At 41.4% G+C, this 18,805-nt stretch carries 17 protein-coding genes and 1 tRNA gene; 10 read left to right on the top strand and 8 right to left on the bottom strand.

The genetic code is table 11. The features are described from left to right. Positions 1–124: 124 nt before the first annotated feature. From B4G94_RS02165 to B4G94_RS02155, 3 genes are read right to left on the bottom strand one after another with little or no spacing between them, the layout of a single operon-like run. A complete protein-coding gene (locus tag B4G94_RS02165) occupies positions 125–808 on the bottom strand; it encodes a hypothetical protein (RefSeq protein WP_286856853.1) in 684 nt (227 codons plus the stop codon). A gap of 22 nt (positions 809–830) precedes the next feature. Continuing rightward, complete coding sequence (locus B4G94_RS02160; RefSeq protein ID WP_286856852.1) at positions 831–1,595, bottom strand: enoyl-CoA hydratase/isomerase family protein; 765 nt, start codon at positions 1,593–1,595, stop codon at positions 831–833. 39 nt (positions 1,596–1,634) lie between these two features. Next, positions 1,635–4,319 (bottom strand): carboxypeptidase-like regulatory domain-containing protein, encoded by a 2,685-nt coding sequence (locus B4G94_RS02155; RefSeq protein WP_286856851.1) that lies wholly within the window; start codon positions 4,317–4,319, stop codon positions 1,635–1,637. 195 nt (positions 4,320–4,514) lie between these two features. On the opposite strand from B4G94_RS02155, the gene purD reads away from it, so the two are divergent. After that, positions 4,515–5,789, top strand: a complete 1,275-nt coding sequence (gene purD, locus B4G94_RS02150; protein ID WP_286856850.1) for a phosphoribosylamine--glycine ligase — start codon at positions 4,515–4,517, stop codon at positions 5,787–5,789. A gap of 90 nt (positions 5,790–5,879) precedes the next feature. Further along, positions 5,880–5,951: transfer RNA gene (locus tag B4G94_RS02145), tRNA-Glu, on the top strand. A 321-nt stretch (positions 5,952–6,272) separates the two neighbouring features. Here B4G94_RS02145 and B4G94_RS02140 read toward each other — a convergent pair. Both B4G94_RS02140 and B4G94_RS02135 read right to left on the bottom strand, forming a co-directional pair. Further along, the gene (locus B4G94_RS02140) at positions 6,273–7,916 is read right to left on the bottom strand and encodes a serine hydrolase (protein ID WP_286856848.1); all 1,644 of its coding nucleotides are present in this window, start codon (positions 7,914–7,916) and stop codon (positions 6,273–6,275) included. A 50-nt stretch (positions 7,917–7,966) separates the two neighbouring features. Beyond that, complete coding sequence (locus B4G94_RS02135) at positions 7,967–8,305, bottom strand: DUF6249 domain-containing protein (protein ID WP_165305177.1); 339 nt, start codon at positions 8,303–8,305, stop codon at positions 7,967–7,969. A gap of 120 nt (positions 8,306–8,425) precedes the next feature. On the opposite strand from B4G94_RS02135, the gene B4G94_RS02130 reads away from it, so the two are divergent. The 5 genes from B4G94_RS02130 (at position 8,426) to B4G94_RS02110 (ending at position 11,842) form a co-directional block, all read left to right on the top strand. After that, the gene (locus tag B4G94_RS02130) at positions 8,426–9,010 is read left to right on the top strand and encodes an RNA polymerase sigma factor (RefSeq protein ID WP_108635359.1); all 585 of its coding nucleotides are present in this window, start codon (positions 8,426–8,428) and stop codon (positions 9,008–9,010) included. 14 nt (positions 9,011–9,024) lie between these two features. Then, entirely contained in the window at positions 9,025–9,348 is a 324-nt protein-coding gene (locus B4G94_RS02125; RefSeq protein ID WP_286856847.1) for a hypothetical protein, read from the top strand. A gap of 356 nt (positions 9,349–9,704) precedes the next feature. Then, positions 9,705–10,223, top strand: a complete 519-nt coding sequence (locus B4G94_RS02120; protein ID WP_313532967.1) for a BT_3044 domain-containing protein — start codon at positions 9,705–9,707, stop codon at positions 10,221–10,223. Positions 10,224–10,281: 58 nt separating this feature from the next. Next, the gene (locus tag B4G94_RS02115) at positions 10,282–11,028 is read left to right on the top strand and encodes an aspartate/glutamate racemase family protein (protein ID WP_286856846.1); all 747 of its coding nucleotides are present in this window, start codon (positions 10,282–10,284) and stop codon (positions 11,026–11,028) included. A gap of 100 nt (positions 11,029–11,128) precedes the next feature. Beyond that, positions 11,129–11,842 carry a pirin family protein gene (locus B4G94_RS02110; protein WP_286856844.1) on the top strand — a complete coding sequence of 238 codons (714 nt, stop codon included), beginning with the start codon at positions 11,129–11,131 and terminating at the stop codon, positions 11,840–11,842. 111 nt (positions 11,843–11,953) lie between these two features. Here B4G94_RS02110 and xseB read toward each other — a convergent pair whose 3' ends face one another. Then, positions 11,954–12,181 (bottom strand): exodeoxyribonuclease VII small subunit, encoded by a 228-nt coding sequence (gene xseB / locus B4G94_RS02105; protein WP_108635350.1) that lies wholly within the window; start codon positions 12,179–12,181, stop codon positions 11,954–11,956. 43 nt (positions 12,182–12,224) lie between these two features. After that, positions 12,225–13,508 carry an exodeoxyribonuclease VII large subunit gene (xseA, locus tag B4G94_RS02100; protein WP_286856842.1) on the bottom strand — a complete coding sequence of 428 codons (1,284 nt, stop codon included), beginning with the start codon at positions 13,506–13,508 and terminating at the stop codon, positions 12,225–12,227. A 172-nt stretch (positions 13,509–13,680) separates the two neighbouring features. Between xseA and B4G94_RS02095 the strand changes: the two genes are divergently transcribed. The 3 genes from B4G94_RS02095 to radA are packed head-to-tail and all read left to right on the top strand — an operon-like array spanning position 13,681 to position 17,979. Next, on the top strand, positions 13,681–15,405 hold the full coding sequence (locus B4G94_RS02095) for a serine hydrolase domain-containing protein (RefSeq protein WP_286856840.1): 1,725 nt from the start codon (positions 13,681–13,683) through the stop codon (positions 15,403–15,405). Further along, positions 15,402–16,562 (top strand): dipeptidase, encoded by a 1,161-nt coding sequence (locus B4G94_RS02090; RefSeq protein WP_286856838.1) that lies wholly within the window; start codon positions 15,402–15,404, stop codon positions 16,560–16,562. The genes B4G94_RS02095 and B4G94_RS02090 overlap by 4 nt, the downstream gene beginning before the upstream one ends. 31 nt (positions 16,563–16,593) lie before the next feature. Beyond that, a complete protein-coding gene (gene radA, locus B4G94_RS02085) occupies positions 16,594–17,979 on the top strand; it encodes a DNA repair protein RadA (RefSeq protein ID WP_108635346.1) in 1,386 nt (461 codons plus the stop codon). 136 nt (positions 17,980–18,115) lie between these two features. On the opposite strand, the gene B4G94_RS02080 is transcribed toward radA, so the two are convergent. Further along, complete coding sequence (locus tag B4G94_RS02080; RefSeq protein WP_108635345.1) at positions 18,116–18,796, bottom strand: peroxiredoxin family protein; 681 nt, start codon at positions 18,794–18,796, stop codon at positions 18,116–18,118. Between the last annotated feature and the right edge of the window lie 9 nt (positions 18,797–18,805).

Below are 18,805 nucleotides of genomic sequence, written 5' to 3'. Positions count from 1 at the left end.
CTTCTGAACCGCACCTCTTGTTTCCACATCATAACTTGAGGTCAACCAGTCATCAATTTTCTTTTGTAAGTCTTTATCTAAATTTCCCATTATCATTAAATATGGCTAAATGTAAAAAAATCTTTTAGGCATCGCAACCCGCATATGCACGATCAATAACTGTAATGTACCATTTTTCTCCTTCTTTTGTAACGTGAAAAACAAATGGTTCTTCGCTTTCATTGGAGGTCATTATCGCGCGATAACTTCTGATTTCTATATTTCTTAATCGTTTTAATTCGTTACCCGTAATTTTTGCGTCTAAAATCTCATTCATAAACTTGGCTGTTTGTGACAGTTCATTTGGGCGGGATTTTTTGTCATAAAAAAAACCGAGTTTATCCCATTTCATTGTGCCGCAGTCAAAAACGGGAAGCTTTCCAGCTTTTAAAGGTCCTTTGTAACTCAGTTTTTCATACGAGTGATACTCTGGCACCGGTTTGGTAAAGCTAAAATTGTTTTGGTGCACATACGAGTCCAGTGCCCCCGGGCGATAGATGATATAGATACCTAATTTGGGATGTATATAATTATTGATTGTTTTGCTGTCTTGATCAATATATGCTTTGGCTATTTTTTCCAAAACTTGCTCTAATGTTTCTGTATCCTCTTTTTTGACTTCCTTTTCGAGTGTGTCGGGTTTGCTTATCGTATCTAAGGGGATAGAATCTTGGGCAATTTTTACGGCCTTGTCTTCCTTTTTATTGTTTCTACAGGAGAATACACCTATCGAGATACAGACCAGAACAAAGAAAAAGAGATTTCTCATGTTGTTTTTATTTTTTTTAATACTATTTTTTTGAAGTCAAGTTATCTATGATCGACTTTAATATTGACCTTGTCGAAGGCAGCCACCATTGGACGAGGATTTCTTGAATAGTTTCTTCTCTATTCTCGCGCAATTTAAGAATTATTTCTTTTCTGAAGTTCAGTTTGGAGGTCTGCCAGGTCTTTTGATTAAACTGTGAGATCTGTTTTATTTTCTTTGCTGCGGTATTAAAAAGCATGTTTGCTGGAACGACATCATCTACCAAACCTTGTGCTTTTGCTTCATCTGGAGTTAAGAGTTTTCCCTCAAGCAGGTTTTGATACGCAGTCCGTTTTCCAATCCAAAAAGCATACAGTTGAAAAATGCTTTCGGGAACAATCAACCCAACGGGTATTTCATTGAGCCCGATGACAAAATTACCCTCGGCCATGATCCTATAATCGCAGCATAGGGCAAATACGCAGCCTCCGGCAGGACTATGACCGGATATGGCCGCAGCAATTGGTTTTGGAAATGACGCCAATAGCGAGGTAGCCTCCAAAAAAAGATTCCAAAATTCCCTGATTTGATTCTCATTATAGCCAAATAAGGTGATGAGATCGAGCCCCGCACTGAAAAAGTTCTCTTTACCAATAAGAATTGCGCCGTGAACGGCGTCGTTTTCCCGATTTATCTCCAACGTCTCTATCAGCTCTTTCAGTAATAGCGTATCGATGGCGTTTGACTTTCCTCGATCCAGAAAAATGCTTAAAATATGGTCTTCTACTTGGGTTTTGATATGCTCCATAATGAGTTTATTTAAATGTATAACGGTTTGTTCGGCTTGCTATTGTGGCTTTACTTCCATTAAATATTCTAGGTGTGCAATTTTTCCCTCCATGTCAATTCCTTCAATCGTGATTTTATATGTTCCGGGTTCATCCGAAGTGTAGAAATCAAATTTGGCTTCTCCGTTTTTAGCTGTTACCAGATTTGGTTCCCAGGCGATTGTTGTTCTGAGGTCACGATTAAGCACCTGTTTCTGTGTGCTATTATATTGTGGTTTGAAAAAGTTGCGATTCACATGCAGACCTTTGGGTAAAATGGTAATTATTCCTGTTGGCGTATAGGTGGATAACATCGCATCGCCAGATTTACTGGTGATTACCAATACACCGTTGCCGCCATACATTCCATAAATGGCGGTGTTTCCAGCGCTTCTCAGCACTTCGATGCTCGCGATATCCGGGACGTTGATCATACTGATCTGGTCAGGCTCAATATACATGCCGTCTAGCACTACCTGCATGGGACTGCCGCCATTTAATCCCATCGATCGGGTACTGTAAGGAACTCCGTTTTGGAAAATAACTCCCACTAGTCTCCCCGCAAGGCATTGCTCTAGGGTCGCACAGGTAGATAGGTCCTCGGCCGTAATCACCTGATCTGCATTGCCGGGGCCATTGAGGTTTCTTGAATTTTTATCTGCTTTATTGGCTCTGACCCTGTTGACCTGAACTTCTTCCAGTTTGATGCTTTTTTGAATAATACCGGCAGCTTCAAGTTCGGCCAGAAATTGCTGATTATCCTTGAGCTGGTTGATTAGCTTGGTGTTGATGTCATTCTGCATCAGTGGCTTGTCTTTACTTTCCTTGACAGCGGGAGAGGGGGGATTGTCAACAAGTATATCGACTCTATTCTTCTCTTTTTGACCATTCCCGGTGACAATAAACTTGATACTATCCGCAAAAAACAGGTTATCAAAAGCAAATCTGCCATCACTATCTGTCAGTGTATCTATACTTAGCATCATATTGCTCGTGGGGACTAAAGTAACTTTTGCATTCGGAACAAGTGCCTTTCGTCCGGTTTTTTTCACAGTGCCCGAGACTGCGAGGCTCTTCTCCGGAAGGTACGCATTATTCGTCGTATTAAGATAATTTTTCCAATCTAGCTTACGCCAGCCCTGGATCAGCATAAGGTTGTCAAGTTCATTGAACTTAATATTGTTCAGATCTTCAAAGTAATAATTTGGACGTTCTATAAAGCCCCTGAGATCGGATTTTAAGAGCAGCTCGGAGACAATCGAAGAATGATATTGCGCTGTAGCAGAATCGGACTTATTGAGGTTGATTACCGAAGCTGAGAGTGCGGCTATTTTTGAAGTATCACTGCTACCTTCCTTAACCGAAAGATTTGCGATTACCTGATCCCGTGTTGTAAATGTTGGCTTGTTCAATTGTAAGGTTATTGGCAATATTGTTTTTGGAGCATTGTAACTAAATACGAGCCTTTCGATGATCGGAACCAAGTGCTCGTTCAGTACTGTTAATTGGATTACTCCCGAAGGAAGATCCTGTTTGGGAATGTTGAATAATATTTCCGGCCCGTTTAACTTTTGTTTAACAGCATGTAAAACAAATCCATTGTATTGTGCAATGAGGTAGACTTCTTTACCCGTTACGAGGTCATCTGTCGCCGATAATTGCGCGGCGATTTTATCTTTTAAACCTGAGTTGACAGTGAGTACGTAGCCTGAGGCAGCTACCTGAGGCAGAGAGGTGCTCACCGAATTTCCGTCCGGGAATACAGCCGTGGCAATATATTTTTTTCCTGTGCTTAAAATAAGGGGCATACTGCCCATGCCGAGGTCATTTGTTTCAAATTCGATGATGGGAGCCTGGTTTTCCTCTCCGATTTTGATTTTGGACTTCAGGCCCAGTCCGGCGGGTGTAAGTACTTTAACCCCGGTTTTGCTCAGAATATTGTTTACGAGCTCACCACTTTCAGGGAAAATCTGGATACTGTTCCGTTGGTTGGGATCTGGGATTGTAAAATTCTTTAATACGCGTCTTTTATCTGATGATAAAAATTGTAAGGATAATGTTCCGCCCTTAAAATTATCTTTGAGCTCAAGAGCTATTGTTCCATTTTCATTGGATTTTAAGCGCCCGGTTTTTTCTTTTAGGCCATCCTGTTGGAGGGTATAGCTCACGCTGCTGTTTATTAGCGGCGCGCCCTGAATTGTCTTTAAGTTGATCTGGAAGAGATTTTCAGTTCCATTTTGAAGGAGAGTGCTTTGAGTAATGACATTGTCTGCCCGACCATTGGTAATCGGTACAATCCGCTCATAGAAATTGGAGATGGAATCGTTTTGCATCCAGCGGGTGTATGCTCTGATCCGGTACGAGCCCTCCACGAGTGTGTCCGATAGACTAAAATCACCGATGCCAAGGCCCAATGTGAGGGGGATTTTAATGCTTTTGATAATGCTATTTGTCGGCGAGATCAATTCGATATTCGCAATCTTGCTGATATTGCTCAGGTAATTAAATGGTGCCGTGGTACAATACAGTTTGAACCAGATATTTTCACCCGCTGAATAGTCATTTTTGTCCAGGTGTAGATAAATTTTTTCCGTAACATGACTTTCGTGATAGGTATCCAATTTCTGTATGGTCTGATCAATTTGAGCGGAGGCCAGAAAAGGAAGCAGAAGGCAATTGATTAACAGCAATAAGCGAGCATACATATGACTAATGTTTCTTGAAAATTAGAAAATATTTTCCCTTTAATCAACTTATAAATCAAAATATTATCGCATGAAAGAGATCCGGCAATTTCTATTACTGGGATGGGGACGCTTTTGAGTTGGAAAATAAATATAAAATCCGTTTTTGAACGATCTTATGTCTGAAAATTAGCATAAAAAAAATATCTTTGTGCTATGAATATCCTAATAATCGGTTCAGGAGGTCGTGAATCCGCCTTCGCCTATAAACTGTCGAAAAGTCCACGTTTAGATCAATTGTTTATTGCTCCAGGAAACGCTGGTACCGGAGCATATGGCCAAAATGTAAATATTAAAGTTACTGATTTTGAAGCTATCGCATCCTTTGTTTTGGAAAATGCGATACAAATGGTGTTGGTGGGACCAGAAGAGCCTTTGGTAAAAGGTATTCATGATTATTTTTTGAACCGGGAAGATTTAAAAAATATTCCTGTTATAGGCCCACAGCAGGAAGGTGCACAATTAGAAGGTTCGAAAGATTTTTCGAAGCAGTTTATGGACCGCCACGGCGTGCCTACTGCCGCTTCCCGTTCTTTTGATGCCGACTCGCTTGCTGAAGGATTGGTTTATCTGGAGAGCCAGAAGTTACCGATTGTGCTTAAGGCCGATGGTTTAGCAGCCGGAAAAGGTGTGTTGATCTGTGAAACACTTGAAGATGCGAAAGCCGAACTGAAAGCAATGATTGCAGATTCCAAATTTGGAGAGGCAAGTCGTGTAGTGGTGGTGGAGGAATTTTTAAAAGGAATTGAACTCTCGGTATTTGTCCTAACGGATGGAAACTCTTATAAGGTACTTCCTTCTGCAAAAGATTACAAACGTATTGGAGAAGGTGATACAGGTCTAAATACAGGTGGAATGGGCTCCATTTCTCCGGTGCCTTTTGCCGACGAAATATTTTTGAATAAAGTGGAAGAACGTATCATCAAACCAACTGTTGAAGGGCTGAAGAAAGATGGTATTCCCTACAAGGGTTTTATTTTCATCGGTTTGATGAATGTTGATGGTGAACCCTATGTAATTGAATATAATGTGCGTATGGGAGACCCTGAAACAGAATCAGTATTGCCTCGTATCGAATCTGATCTGCTGGATCTGTTGGAAGGCGTCGCACAGGGAAATTTGGATCAACGCTCTTATACCGTTTCTCCAAAGACCGCGGTTACAGTTATGTTAGTGGCAGGAGGTTATCCAGGAGCGTATGAATCTGGAAAGGAGATCGCGAATATAGAGAATGTTAAGGAGTCGATTGTATTCCAGGCGGGAACGAAGGAACAGGACGGCAAGGTTGTTACTGCCGGCGGACGTGTGATCGCGGTAACCACATTACAGGATTCGCTTTTTGAAGCGCTTCAACAGGCTACAGCTGATGCCGGAAGGATCTATTTTGAAGGAAAGTATTTCCGTCGTGATATCGGTTTTGACCTCATCTAAAAAATATTTAAAATTATTTTTGTATAAATGATTTTAAGGCCTATATTTGCAACTCCAAAAACAACAAAACTTTTGGAGTTGCATAAAAATGGCCCGTTCGTCTAGGGGTTAGGACGCAAGATTTTCATTCTTGAAACAGGGGTTCGATTCCCCTACGGGCTACAAAAGATAAAACCTGCAGATGTTATATTTGCAGGTTTTTTTGTTTTTAGCACTTTGTAAACAGGAGAATAACTTCTAATATTCATTATGTCGGGATGCTCGATAAGTCAATCCATCAAACTATAATTTTTAAGGGTATAAGTGCCAACAATATAGCGTTTATCATCAACACCTGCATTTATGAAAAGTTCATCGAGTTTTGTTAAACAAGCAATTATCTTATCTACAGCTTATCTAGTTCCAATTTTTACAAGTGGCTTATCTTTGAAGCTGGGCAGTTTGGCGCCTAAACAATAATTGGATCGTCTAATTATAATGCTGCTAGAGTTTCTTAGAGACCATATTACTGTTCTGGATTTTGGTCAGACCAATGGCTGTTCCTTTATTATCTACGTTAAAAACAATAGTCGCATCCAAGTCCCGGGCGTAGAACTTGTGTTTGTCAAACGGCACTAGTTCCTTTCTGTCGTTCCCCACTTGTCCATAAAGGATGTTGTTTTCCAGGACCACTTCAAATACTGGCCCGGGATTAAATTGGTACTTTCCGGTGTATTTCGCTAATTGTGTCTTGGAAACGTTGATTTTTGGTTGAGCTTCCAAGACAGTGTTTTCTCTGACAGCCGAGCTAGGCATACCCGTACCACTTGCCGTAAACCCATCCACGATACCTTTTTCATCTCTGGTAAATTTGAACGTGTTTAGACTATTTTCCACCAAAAACTGATCCTTTCCATTGGGAACCAAACGAGTTTTTGGCCCACCCAGATAATAATACATCAGATTTCCATCTTGCAACCGTACAGAATGTTTTCTACCATTTTTAATGTTATATACACCCTGAAACACTTCCAGTTCAGATGACTTTAGTGTAATGGGTTTATAGTCGTATGGTTTTCCTAAAGCCACAGCGAGGAGCTTGGATGCCAGGATATCAGGTTCATAGGGGGTATCGCAATTCCGTAGTATCGTAATAGAAAGATTTTCCAGTGGCAGATAAGCTGCATAAGTAAAAAAACCATTAACCACGCCTACATGCTTAACGCTAGGACTTCCTTGGACATTTCCCGTTTCCCATCCGTAACCATAGCCTGTCAAACGTCCGTCATTCAGTTTAAAGGATGTTTGTGCTTTCCTGATTATCTCTGATTTCAGCAATTTGCAGTTATGCAAGCCATTGTACCATTTTTGCAAATCCCCAGCGGTTGACATCAGCGAACCGGCGGCATAGGGAAGGCTCATGCTCAGATAGTCTGCATTACGGTATGCACCATTTCGCTGGACATATCCTGACACTCTACCAAATATGATCCTAGTCGGGGTATCATAATAAGAATGAGTCATTTCTAAAGGCTTGAAAATCGTTTCTTCGATAAATTCCGCATAGCTTTTTCCTGTTATTTGTTCTATAATATAGCCCAGCAAAATATATCCGGAATTGGAATATTTGTAGTCTGAACCGGGATCATAGTCCAATGGTTCCGATTTGACTAAATCCACCAGCAGTCTAGGACTTAGGCCTTTTAGTTTGATTTCATCAGTAAAGCTTGGCAGGCCAGTATAGTTAACGACTCCAGAGGTATGGGTTAACAAGGCTTCAATCGTGATTACTTTCTTTTTCTCCGGGAAATCCGGGATGTATTTGCGGATGTCATCTTGGATCGACAACTTGCCTTGTTCCTGCAGCATCAAGATCAGTACTGCAGTAAACTGCTTGGTCACTGATGCCAGGCGAAATACATGTTCCGGCGTCATCGCCACATCAAGCTCGATGTTGGCTTTACCAAATGCCTTCTGATAAAGCACCTGGTCACCTCTGCTTAGGTACACAACTGTACCTGCGCCATCTTTAGCAAATTGGGCACTGGTGAGAGAATCAAACTGCTGCTGGTTGGTCTGTGCGAGTGCTATAACTTGGACAAGCAGCGAAAAAATAAGGCATAGCAATACCAGTAATGATGTTTTCATTTTTTATAAGTTATTGTTAAATCTGAATGTTAATTGTAAAAAAAGTGGTTTTATTCTTTTTTCGGAGTGCTTTTCAGTGCGAAGTAAGACGTGATAAGTGCGAGGCCGAGCCCCATAAAAATGCAAATCCCGACAGCCAGAAATTTTTGGGTGGGAAAGAGATCACCTAGGGCTAGACCCGCGGCCAATCCAAGAGCAACTCCGACGCTGCTGAAGCCAAGTACCAGCAGCATTGGCAAAAATTTGGATTGATTTTTAAAATAATCCGGCGAAAGCCCCCTTTCTATGATTTCCATGCGTTCTTTATGTCTGGTGGTAAAGTAATAATAGCTAATCCCAAATACGACAAGGGAGATGGATATAAATAATGCCGCTGATGTAGTTTCCATTTCAATTGTTTTTGTTAATTTCCTGATAGGACTGAATTTAGGGATAAGTGGTCACAATGTGACCAATATTTTTTTCTGATAGTCTAAGTAATAGTACTTATAAATAATTTGGCCACACGCATGCTGTTCGGAAAAAACCGTAAAGGTGAAGACTATTACTTAAAAAAAGCCTTGGATGGTGAGCGTGAGGGCTTTGATTATTTGGTGTCAACTTATCAAAAGCTGGCCTATACGTTGGCAATTAAAATTTGCGGAAATAATGAAGATGCTGAAGAAGTGGTGCAGGATTCGTTTATGAAAGCCTTCCGGGCATTGGATAAATTTAGAAGTGCGGCTAAGTTTTCCACTTGGCTATATCAAATCGTTTACTATACAGCTTTGACTAGAAAAAGTAGTAAACGAATTGAAACGACAGAACTGGCTGAAAATTCCGAATCCAAAAGCTATCTGCTCGACGAAAAGAGAGAAATTGGCGGCCTGATTCAGTCAGATAGGAAAAGATATATTGACCTGGCGCTTTCTAGACTTGGAGAAGAAGAAAGGTCGGCGATTACACTTCATTATCTGGGAGAGAAAAGCACGTCAGAAATAGCGAAAATCCTGGACATTGGAAAGTCAGCCGTCAAAATGAGGCTGATGAGAGGACGGGAAAAACTAGAACAATCGCTAAGAAGTTTATTAGGGAATGAAATGAAAGATTTATGATAAACCGTGAGAAAATGAAAAAGAGTGATCCACTTGCAGATTTACTGAAACAGGAGATTTTGGATACACCTTCAGCAAAGTTTTCCGACCAGCTGCTACAGGCATCCATGAATAGTTATCGGGTTAGTTACGGTAAGAGGTATCAAAAAGAAGAGCGGCTGGGAAAAGTGATCAGTGCTATTCTGATATTTTTTAACCTGATGTTACTAGTAAAGTTAAAACCGTTTGGGAGTGACTCCGCATTATTGATCGGCATGCTGGCCGCTGTGATAGCTATATTTGGGTACAGTATGCATTATTTGACTCGTCATCCGCGTCATACATCTCAGCATTCGTAGGCGGATTGTTGGAATGAGCGTAAATATTGCAAACTGTTAAACCCAATAATCGAATAGTGATCGTTAAAGGCAGTTCCGAATGCCTAATTTTCTCCATATGTTTCGGTTTTAAGCGTAACAATTGCATCTTTCACTATTTGTAGTACCGGGCACTTGAATCGCTCCTGCCACTGTGTCTACACTGTCCTTATGCTTGCTGTAACATTATCCCTAACACCATTGCATTATTCTTGCTTTTAAGGGCTCCGTTCACGTGTAAAAAGTGCATTCCCTTAAAAAACGAGACATTCAATTCACTAGCTGCTTTTTTTCTTTTAACAGATTAATTTATAGGTCGCTAGTGTTGATACAAATCTATAAAGGACACCCTCGAAAGTATTATAAGAAAGCAATACTTCGGGTTAATCCATTCAACGATTTATTCAGGCAATTATTCGGGAGCTGCCCTCTTAACTAGGATGGAGGGACAAGAAAATGAAACTCCAGTCGTGAAAAGTGAAATTAGAAGTTATGTGGTGGACGAAAATACTGTTTTTTTCTATGCAGGGAATATTGATGAAGAGAGACAAGATCGACGAAATTATAGGATATATGCAACCTTCACTAAGACAGGTACAGTAACTTTTCGCTCGGACAATCCCGATATTAAGTTTGTTGTGAAAAAAGATGCAAGTTATACCATTACTGAACAGATGGATGCCGTCCGTCCTTATTTACTGCATCGTTATATCACAATCAATAATGTGGATTATGAATTTACAGATTATACGCTTGTTTCTACTACAGCGATCAAATTCAAGGTCTCGGGCTCATTGATTTTGGAGCGTCAGCTCAATACACAGATTCCGGACGAGGATCAGTCCATCGAATGGTAATTTGTTCAAACCATTCCGCGAGCTATTGGTTATATCTAAGGTATAAAAAAATAGTGTTATGATTGGTATAGTAGGAGGCCTTGGCCCTTATGCGGGCTTGGATATAGCCAAGAAAATTATAGATGAGACAGTGTCAAGTTCCGATCAGGAACACTTGCCACTGTTGTTGTTTTCCTGCCCTAATTTGATTCCGGATCGTTCCGCATATTTATTGGATAAATCGAAGGAGAATCCCGGAAAGGCAATAGCCGTGGTTTTAAAACAACTGGAGCAGGCTGGCGCAACGATTGCGGCAATTCCGTCGAATACAGCGCATGCAGAACCGATTTTTTCAGTTATTCAGGATGAAATGGCCCGTTTAGGAAATGAACTGAAGTTGCTTCATATTGTCCATGAGACGGTACGCTTTGTTCATGAAAATTATCCAGATAGCACCATAGGTGTGCTATCGACAGCAGGTGAGCAGGCTTACAGCCAGTACCGGGAAGCTTTTATGAAAAAAGGATTTCCTATCGTAGAACCTGAAGGTGCACAAAAAGAAAAGGTAAACAATGCTATTTACGATAAAGAATATGGGATTAAGGCACAACCAGCACCAATAGCCAATAAGGCAAGAGAAGATTTGTTAATGGCTATGGATGATTTGAAAAAACAGGGTGCACAGGTGATTATTTTGGGATGTGCCGAATTGCCATTGGCCATTCCCGAAAGAGATCACAATGGAATGACCGTAGTGGATCCCAACCGGATCCTCGCCCGGGCACTTATTCAGGCTGTTGCTCCCGATAAACTCAAAGTACTTTAATGGTGTTTTTTTGTCAAATTGGCAGATTTTTTACTAAAAAGCTTGTTGGTATGAGTTTTGTCCTCTGATTAGTAGTTATTTATGTAACAAAAAGAAACAGATGCAAAAGATCATACACCGAGAAAACGATCGCGGCCATGTTGATTTTGGTTGGTTGAAAAGTGCCCATTCATTTAGCTTTGGGCAATATTTTGATCCTCAAAAAATAAACTTTGGAGCATTACGTGTATTAAACGATGATCAGGTGGAGGGCGGTCAGGGTTTTGGTCGTCATGGCCATGACAATATGGAAATCGTGAGCATACCTTTGGGGGGGATACTTTCCCATCAGGACAGTATGGGCAATGTCCGTAATATTGAAACAGGAGAAGTCCAAATTATGTCCGCGGGTAAAGGGGTGAAGCACTCAGAGTTTAATGGTGATCAGAAAGATCTTGTCAAATTTCTGCAAATATGGGTTATACCCAATGAAATGAATCTAACACCCGGTTATGATCAAAAATCTTACCTGCATTTAGATCGCCATAATAGGTTTGCGACCATTGTATCTCCTGATAGTTCTGATCCGGACACCGTTCATATTCATCAGGATGCGTATTTCAGTCTTGCGGACCTGGATGAAGGGAATACAGTTTCGTATACTGTTCATTCGGAAAGAAATGGTATGTACCTTTTTGTGCTTGAAGGAAAGGTAAAGGTGGCCAGCGAAACATTATCCCGAAGAGATGCTATCGGCATCTACGATTCGGAAAAAATGGAGATCACGGCAGATTACAATGCAAAATTGCTACTGATTGAAGTTCCCATGTTTTAATACAGCGCATATCTTATTATGATTTAGCTGGCGCTTGACTGGAAACACAAGACAACATCGAGAATTCATGGAGGTTTTGCGAAGAGATAAACAAGTAGTTGCTTATCAATATTAGGAGGGGTAATCAGGATCTGCATCCTGTGCCGGAGCGATCTTTTGCAACAACTGATTCACTTCATCTTCGGTTGCGGTCAATTTTGCCCGGCATACTTCAATAAGCTCGGATGCGCGTTTGATTTTCTCAGCAAGCTCATCAATATTTGTTGTGCCATTTTCAATTTCTTTTACAATCGTTTGTAATTCATTGAAGGCATCGGTATACGTATATTTTTGTTCCATTGTATGCTATCTATTTAAATTTTTCAGTTTAATATAGTTCCGGTTAGCTGTTTTCGGAACTGTCGCTAAGCGCTTTCTTATCCGTTACAGTACTTATAATTTCGCCATCTATCACCATCGTTTGGATCAGGTCGCCAGGAGATAGCTGATCAAGAGATTGAAGTAATTTGCCATTGACTTTTGTGATGGAAAATCCCCGTTTGAGCAGTCGCCGCGGATCAGAAAGCTGGATAATCCGTTCGGTGTGCGCCAACGCTGTTTTATGTTCATAAAAGCGTAGTTTGATCAACGCACCCAGCTCGTGCTGTATATGCTGAATATTGGTGCGCGCAGTCTGAAGTTCTCGTTTTCCGACCCATTGGATATGCGTTGCCATTTGAGACAGGAAGTTTCTCTCCTCCTTAAACCGTGTAAAGATCAGCTGTTGGATCCCTTCTGCCGCCTTTTCGATTGGGACAGAAAAATTGTGGAATTTTTGAATAAGGAAATCAGCCAGCTCACTCGGTGTGATCGCATTTTTATAGGCGACCATCTCACTCACAGTATAGTTGGTAGAATGGCCAATGCCGGTCAATACAGGAATGGGAAAGATCGCTATTGCCTTTGCCAATAAATAATTATTGTAGCTTGATAGACCAACCTCACCACCACCACCACGAATAATGGCGACCACGTCAAATTCAGCTATTTTATCGGCGATCACCGCGAGTTGATTGATAATGGAGGGAATGGATTTATCACCCTGTAAGAGCGCTGGAAATAGTGTGCATTCCAACTTGTAGCCCCATGGGTTTTGATTTATAATTTTGTAAAAATCTGAAAGACCTTTGCTCGTCTCCACCGAAATAATTGCTAGCCTTTTTGGAAGCATTGGGAACGGAATAGATTTATTGGCCTCGTAAATGCCCTCTTCTTTGAGCTTTCTAATGCTGTCCAGTTTTTCTTTCTCCAGTTCCCCTAAGGTAAAAGTCGGATCAATATCAACAATCCTTAAGCTTAAACCATACATCGGATCATAGGAAATGCTCGCCTGAAATAACATCGTAATGCCTTCCCTTAAGGGTTCTTGGGCAATTTTCAGAAAATTGTTGTTGATTCGGGTGAAATCTGCTTTCCACAGAGTTGATCTGATCTCTGCAACGATTTTGCCATCCTGTTTTTCAACGAGTTCGGGGTAACAATGTCCGGAATGTGTATAGTGGTTGAGTTTATTCATCTCCGCCTTGATCCAATATAAGCTCTTGTAACGCTCAGCAAGCGTTTTTTGGATACTTTTGCTCACCTCTAACAGGGAAAATATTGTTTTATCTTGAATCAATTCCGGCATTAACCAAATTTACAGAAAAAAAAAAGATTTATGCTTGCTCATCCCGAAAATCCCTAACCGGGGGATTTAGAAAACAAGCGTAACAAAATTGATTTTTTTACAGGAATGAACTTGGCTTTTTTATTTTATTCGTATTTTTATTTGATAGAACCTAAAAAACGATAAAAACAGAATGAAAAAACGATTTTTCGGGGTGTTATTTGCAGGTTTGTTCTGTATTGCCCCCCTGTTCGCTCAATATAAGTCGACTATAAAGAACGAAACCATACTTTTTAATAATGTAGATCAGCTGCTGCCACTCACAGGGTTGGATCAACGGCGTATTGCCGTCGTCGTTCCAAATGTAGACAAATATGCTGCGTTTATAAATCAGCTGAAGCGTTATGCGAATACAGCACTTTTTGATTTCAGTAAATTTGACGAAGATATCAAGTATTATAATACGATTATTGTAGCTGGCAAGGAAGATGATTTGGATGCAGATTGTTTGGCGCAGCTTAAGCAGGCAGTCCTGAACAATAAAAAGGTTGTGCTCTGCCATTTCTTTGAGCATGAGCGCAGCAAAAAGGCTGTGTCTGAGCATCCACAATCCGATTTGATTGAACTACTGGCACCTTTTACCGCTGTCGGTCAACGCAATGCCGCGATGTCAATTTTTGGTGGAGCAGCCATTACTGAAGGAAACGCCAAGACGGCTCAAACGCGACTTCAATACAACTTTGGTGAAAACTCAAGTCTGAACTTGGGTAAATTGACCAAAAAAATTGATGCCATTGCACAAGAAGCAATTGAGAAGCAGGCAACTCCGGGCGCGGTCGTGATGGTTATCAAAGACGGGCAGGTGTTATTGGAAAAATCATACGGTTATCATACCTATTTGAAGGCTATTCCAACAAAAACAAGTGATATTTTTGATCTGGCCTCAGTCAGTAAAATCGCGGGTACTACTCCTGTTATTATGCGTCTGACTGAACGTAATATCATTAATCTGGACAGCACCATGGGGCACTATCTGTGGCAAGCGAAGTATACGAATAAAAAAGATATCAAATTGCGCTCCGTAATGCTGCATGAAGCTGGTTTTACGCCATTTATCCCATTTTATAAATATTTGAAAGCTGGGGATGTTGTTGCCAGTCCAGATCAACAGCATCAGGTTAAGATGGCTGACAATAGTTATATTCTCAACCATTACTATCGGGATGTGATGTGGCCCGAAATGTTAAAGTCTCCAGTTAAGCCAACAGGAAACTATGTGTATAGCGACATAAGCATGTATGTGATGAAGGAAGTTGCCGAACATCAGACGGCAGTACCCTTGCAGGATTATGTTCAGGAAAATTTCTATCGACCATTAGGAATGACACACGCGGGGTATCTTCCCAGGGAACGATTTTCAAGAGAGCAGATTGTACCTACGGAGCAGGATACTTCATTTCGCAGGACATTATTGGAAGGGTATGTGCACGATCAAGGAGCAGCGATGGCGGAGGGAGTCGCCGGGCATGCGGGGTTATTTGCTACCGCCAATGATCTGGCGATATATGGACAGCTGTTGCTGAATCGAGGTGAGTATGGCGGAGAACGCTATTTTAAGACTGAAACAATAGATCAGTTTACCAGTAAGCAGTCCACATCAAGTCGGAGGGGACTGGGGTTTGACCGCTGGGATCCAAATCCGAAAAATGAATATCCATCTAAATTAGCCAATAGCACTGTCTTCGGACATACGGGTTACACAGGTACCTGTATCTGGATAGATCCGCAAAACCAGCTGGTCTATATCTTTCTATCCAATCGGGTACACCCGCAGGTCAGTACCAAATTGTTGGATCTCAATATCCGCAGTCGGATTCAGGATGCGATTTACGAAACAATTAATGAAATGAAAAAATGATAAAAAATCCATTGCTCATGGTACTGTGCATGCTATCCTTGACCCGCCCGGCCTATAGTCAGGATTATAAGCAAATTCATACAGACATGGTTGTTGTTGATGGGCATAATGATGTGATCTATGAGTCTATTTTTCAGGGAAAAGATATCGGCCAGCGTCTGAATTCCGGTGCCACGGATTTACCAAGGTTAAAGGAAGGTGGAGTAGATGTGCAGGTATTTGCTGTTTGGTCCGATGATGCGAAATGGAAGACCGGAGCATTTGAACATGCCAATGCCCAGATAGATGCGCTGGAAAAAATGATTGCTACTCATGCGGAAGATATCGCCTTAGCGAAATCCACAAAGGACATTGATGCAATTCTAAAAACTGGAAAAATTGCCGCAATTGTCGGTGTGGAGGGCGGTAATATGATTGAGGAGAGTATTGACAATCTGGTTAGGCTCCATGAACGTGGCGCGAAATATTTGACCTTGACCTGGAACTATAATCTACCGTGGGCAAGCTGTGCTGCGATGGAGTCCAAAAAGATGGATTCGAAGGCAAAAGGATTAACTGATCATGGGAAAGCAATCATTAAAAAAATGAATGAACTTGGTATGCTGGTCGATCTTTCCCATGGTGGTGAGCAGACTTTTTATGATGTCCTTGCGGTTTCCCGTAAGCCAATATTGGTGTCGCATAGTAATGCCTATCGTTTATGTCCACATTTCCGAAACCTGAAAGATGAACAATTGGAAGCGTTGAAGAAAAACGGCGGTGTGATCGGTGTGAACTTTTACTCTGGTTTTTTAGACCCGACCTATGAAACAAGGTTAAAGAAGATCTACAAAAAACAGGTTGGGAAGAATGCGGATACAACGCAGAGTACCTGGAGCTTGTATGATCAGTTGTCAAAGGAGGCCAAGCGCGAAGCCGACGCACCATTATCCAAATTATTGGATCATATTGATTATCTGGTCAGGAAAGTGGGTATTGATCATGTTGCAGTTGGGTCGGATTTTGACGGCATCGAATCGTCACCTCAGGACTTAGAAGATGTTTCTAAGTTTCCTTTATTGACAAAGGGACTTTTGGAAAGAGGTTACAACAAAGCAGATGTTGCGAAGATTATGGGACTGAATTTTCTACGGATTTTAAAAGAAAATGAAGAATAGGGTAATGGATGGAAATTTGTAATTTCGTAGAATGGCAAAAACAAAATCCGCATATTTCTGTCAAAACTGTGGCTATGAGGCTCCCAAATGGATGGGACAGTGTCCTTCGTGCAAACAATGGAATAGTTTTGTTGAGGAGGTAGTTGAAAAAAGTAGTTCAAAAGTCCCTGAATGGCGAAGCACAACAACAACCGGAAACACAAAAAGGACAAATAAGGCGGCAATCATCCATGAGATTGTGTATCAGGATGAATCCCGTATTCTTACCCCCGATCAGGAGTTCAACCGTGTATTAGGCGGTGGCATAGTTCCGGGCTCCCTGGTGTTGATCGGTGGTGAGCCCGGAATAGGAAAGTCCACCTTGATGCTGCAGCTGGCTTTGTCCATTCCACAGGTCAAAACGCTCTATATTTCCGGAGAGGAGAGCGAACAACAGATCAAGATGCGGGCAGAAAGGTTGTCACAGTCCTCTAAAGCCAATTGTTATATTCTGACGGAGACATCCACACAAAATATTTTCAAGCAGATTGAGACCGTACAGCCCAATGTTATCGTCATTGATTCCATCCAAACGCTGCATTCATCACAGATTGAATCGGCACCGGGTTCGGTTTCCCAGGTACGGGAATGTACCGCCGAATTACTCCGGTTCGCCAAAGAAACCAGTACTCCCGTATTTATTGTAGGGCATATTACCAAGGATGGTTCCATAGCCGGACCGAAAGTATTGGAACATATGGTTGATACCGTACTCCAATTTGAGGGCGATCGTCATCATGTCTATCGTATTTTGCGTGCTGTCAAAAATAGGTTTGGCTCCGCTTCGGAATTGGGTATATATGAAATGCAGGGTTCCGGATTGCGGGAGGTTTCCAATCCGTCCGAAATCATGATTTCACAACGTGATGAGCCCGTGAGTGGGGTTTCTATTGCAGCCATGCTGGAGGGGATGCGGCCTATGATGATCGAGGTGCAGGCTTTGGTGAGCAATTCGGCATTTGGTACAGCCCAACGCTCATCTACAGGTTACGATACAAAGCGATTAAACATGCTGTTAGCCGTATTAGAAAAGCGATTTGGTTTTCGTTTAAGTGCACAGGATGTATTTTTGAACATTGCCGGCGGGCTGCGGGTCGAAGATCCCGCTATTGATCTGGCAGTTGTCGTTGCGATTATCTCATCTCAGCAAGATATTCCGATACGGAGCAACCTGACTTTTGCCGGCGAGGTGGGCTTGTCGGGAGAAATCAGAGCCGTCAACCGGATTGAACAACGTATCCAGGAAGCTGAGAAGCTGGGTTTTGATGGAATCTTTATTTCCAAGTTTAATACCAAAGGACTGGATGCCAAAAAATATAATATTGCCATTAGGCCAGTAGCTAAATTGGAGGATATTTTTAGCGCTTTATTTGGTTGATTTGCTAAAACCTTGAAGAAAAAGAATAGGTGCCCAAAAATCAGGCACCTATTCTTTTTAATATGGTTCTTATTCCCTTATAGCCTCATTTCTGATGCTCACTTAGAAGGTGATAGTAACCATGTATATCGAAAACCTACTTCAATACTTCTTTTAGCTTTTCACGTAAAGCATCGCCATGCAAGTTCTTTGCAATGATTTTTCCATTGGGGTCAATCAGTACATTTTGAGGGATAGACTTTACTGCGTATAATGTGCCGACATCATTTTGCCAGCGTTTTAAGTCAGAAACATGTCTCCAGTGCAGTTTATCTGCGTGAATGGCCTTGATCCAGGAGTTGCGGTCCTTGTCAAAGGATATACCCAGGATTTCAAAGTTGTCTCCTTTGAACTGCTGGTAAGTTTTTACGAGATCAGGACTTTCAACGCGACAGTCTGGACACCAGGAAGCCCAAAAATCAAGCAGTACATACTTGCCTTTAAAATCGGATAGCTGTACAGGGTTGCCTGTTGTATCGTTTTGTGTAAAAGCAGGTGCGACTTTTCCGATCTGAACCGTCTCCAGCGCATTTAAATATTCCTGGAATTCTTTTCCTTCGTTGGAGTTTTTGACATTGGCACTCAAAGTATTATAAAGCTCCTGCAACTCCGTATAAACAGGATCGTAGCCGCCTACACGACGCAAATCAACTAAGGTTGAAATAGAATCAGGTGCTGCTTTAACACGGGCAATGTATTCCTGTTTGGTCAATTCTTTTTTCTGAGCTGAACCAAAGAGCGGAAGAACCAAAAAAAGTAGTGTGATGTATTTTATCATGTTGCTATT

This window comes from Sphingobacterium sp. UBA7625, from assembly GCF_002484085.1.
In the GTDB taxonomy this organism is placed as follows: Bacteria; Bacteroidota; Bacteroidia; order Sphingobacteriales; family Sphingobacteriaceae; genus Sphingobacterium; species Sphingobacterium athyrii.
Note: the sequence above shows the minus strand (reverse complement) of the source record. Positions and strands in the feature narration are given on the sequence as shown.

Bases quoted from the DNA above. Each gene is read 5' to 3' on its own strand.
- B4G94_RS02095 (WP_286856840.1), top strand. From the start codon at position 13,681: ATGAAAAAACGATTTTTCGGGGTGTTATTTGCAGGTTTGTTCTGTATT.
- B4G94_RS02140 (WP_286856848.1), bottom strand. From the start codon at position 7,916: ATGAAAACATCATTACTGGTATTGCTATGCCTTATTTTTTCGCTGCTT.
- purD (WP_286856850.1), top strand. From the start codon at position 4,515: ATGAATATCCTAATAATCGGTTCAGGAGGTCGTGAATCCGCCTTCGCC.
- xseA (WP_286856842.1), bottom strand. From the start codon at position 13,508: ATGCCGGAATTGATTCAAGATAAAACAATATTTTCCCTGTTAGAGGTG.
- B4G94_RS02130 (WP_108635359.1), top strand. From the start codon at position 8,426: ATGCTGTTCGGAAAAAACCGTAAAGGTGAAGACTATTACTTAAAAAAA.
- B4G94_RS02080 (WP_108635345.1), bottom strand. From the start codon at position 18,796: ATGATAAAATACATCACACTACTTTTTTTGGTTCTTCCGCTCTTTGGT.
- B4G94_RS02090 (WP_286856838.1), top strand. From the start codon at position 15,402: ATGATAAAAAATCCATTGCTCATGGTACTGTGCATGCTATCCTTGACC.
- B4G94_RS02165 (WP_286856853.1), bottom strand. From the start codon at position 808: ATGAGAAATCTCTTTTTCTTTGTTCTGGTCTGTATCTCGATAGGTGTA.
- B4G94_RS02110 (WP_286856844.1), top strand. From the start codon at position 11,129: ATGCAAAAGATCATACACCGAGAAAACGATCGCGGCCATGTTGATTTT.
- B4G94_RS02155 (WP_286856851.1), bottom strand. From the start codon at position 4,319: ATGTATGCTCGCTTATTGCTGTTAATCAATTGCCTTCTGCTTCCTTTT.
- B4G94_RS02115 (WP_286856846.1), top strand. From the start codon at position 10,282: ATGATTGGTATAGTAGGAGGCCTTGGCCCTTATGCGGGCTTGGATATA.
- radA (WP_108635346.1), top strand. From the start codon at position 16,594: ATGGCAAAAACAAAATCCGCATATTTCTGTCAAAACTGTGGCTATGAG.
- xseB (WP_108635350.1), bottom strand. From the start codon at position 12,181: ATGGAACAAAAATATACGTATACCGATGCCTTCAATGAATTACAAACG.
- B4G94_RS02125 (WP_286856847.1), top strand. From the start codon at position 9,025: ATGAAAAAGAGTGATCCACTTGCAGATTTACTGAAACAGGAGATTTTG.
- B4G94_RS02160 (WP_286856852.1), bottom strand. From the start codon at position 1,595: ATGGAGCATATCAAAACCCAAGTAGAAGACCATATTTTAAGCATTTTT.
- B4G94_RS02135 (WP_165305177.1), bottom strand. From the start codon at position 8,305: ATGGAAACTACATCAGCGGCATTATTTATATCCATCTCCCTTGTCGTA.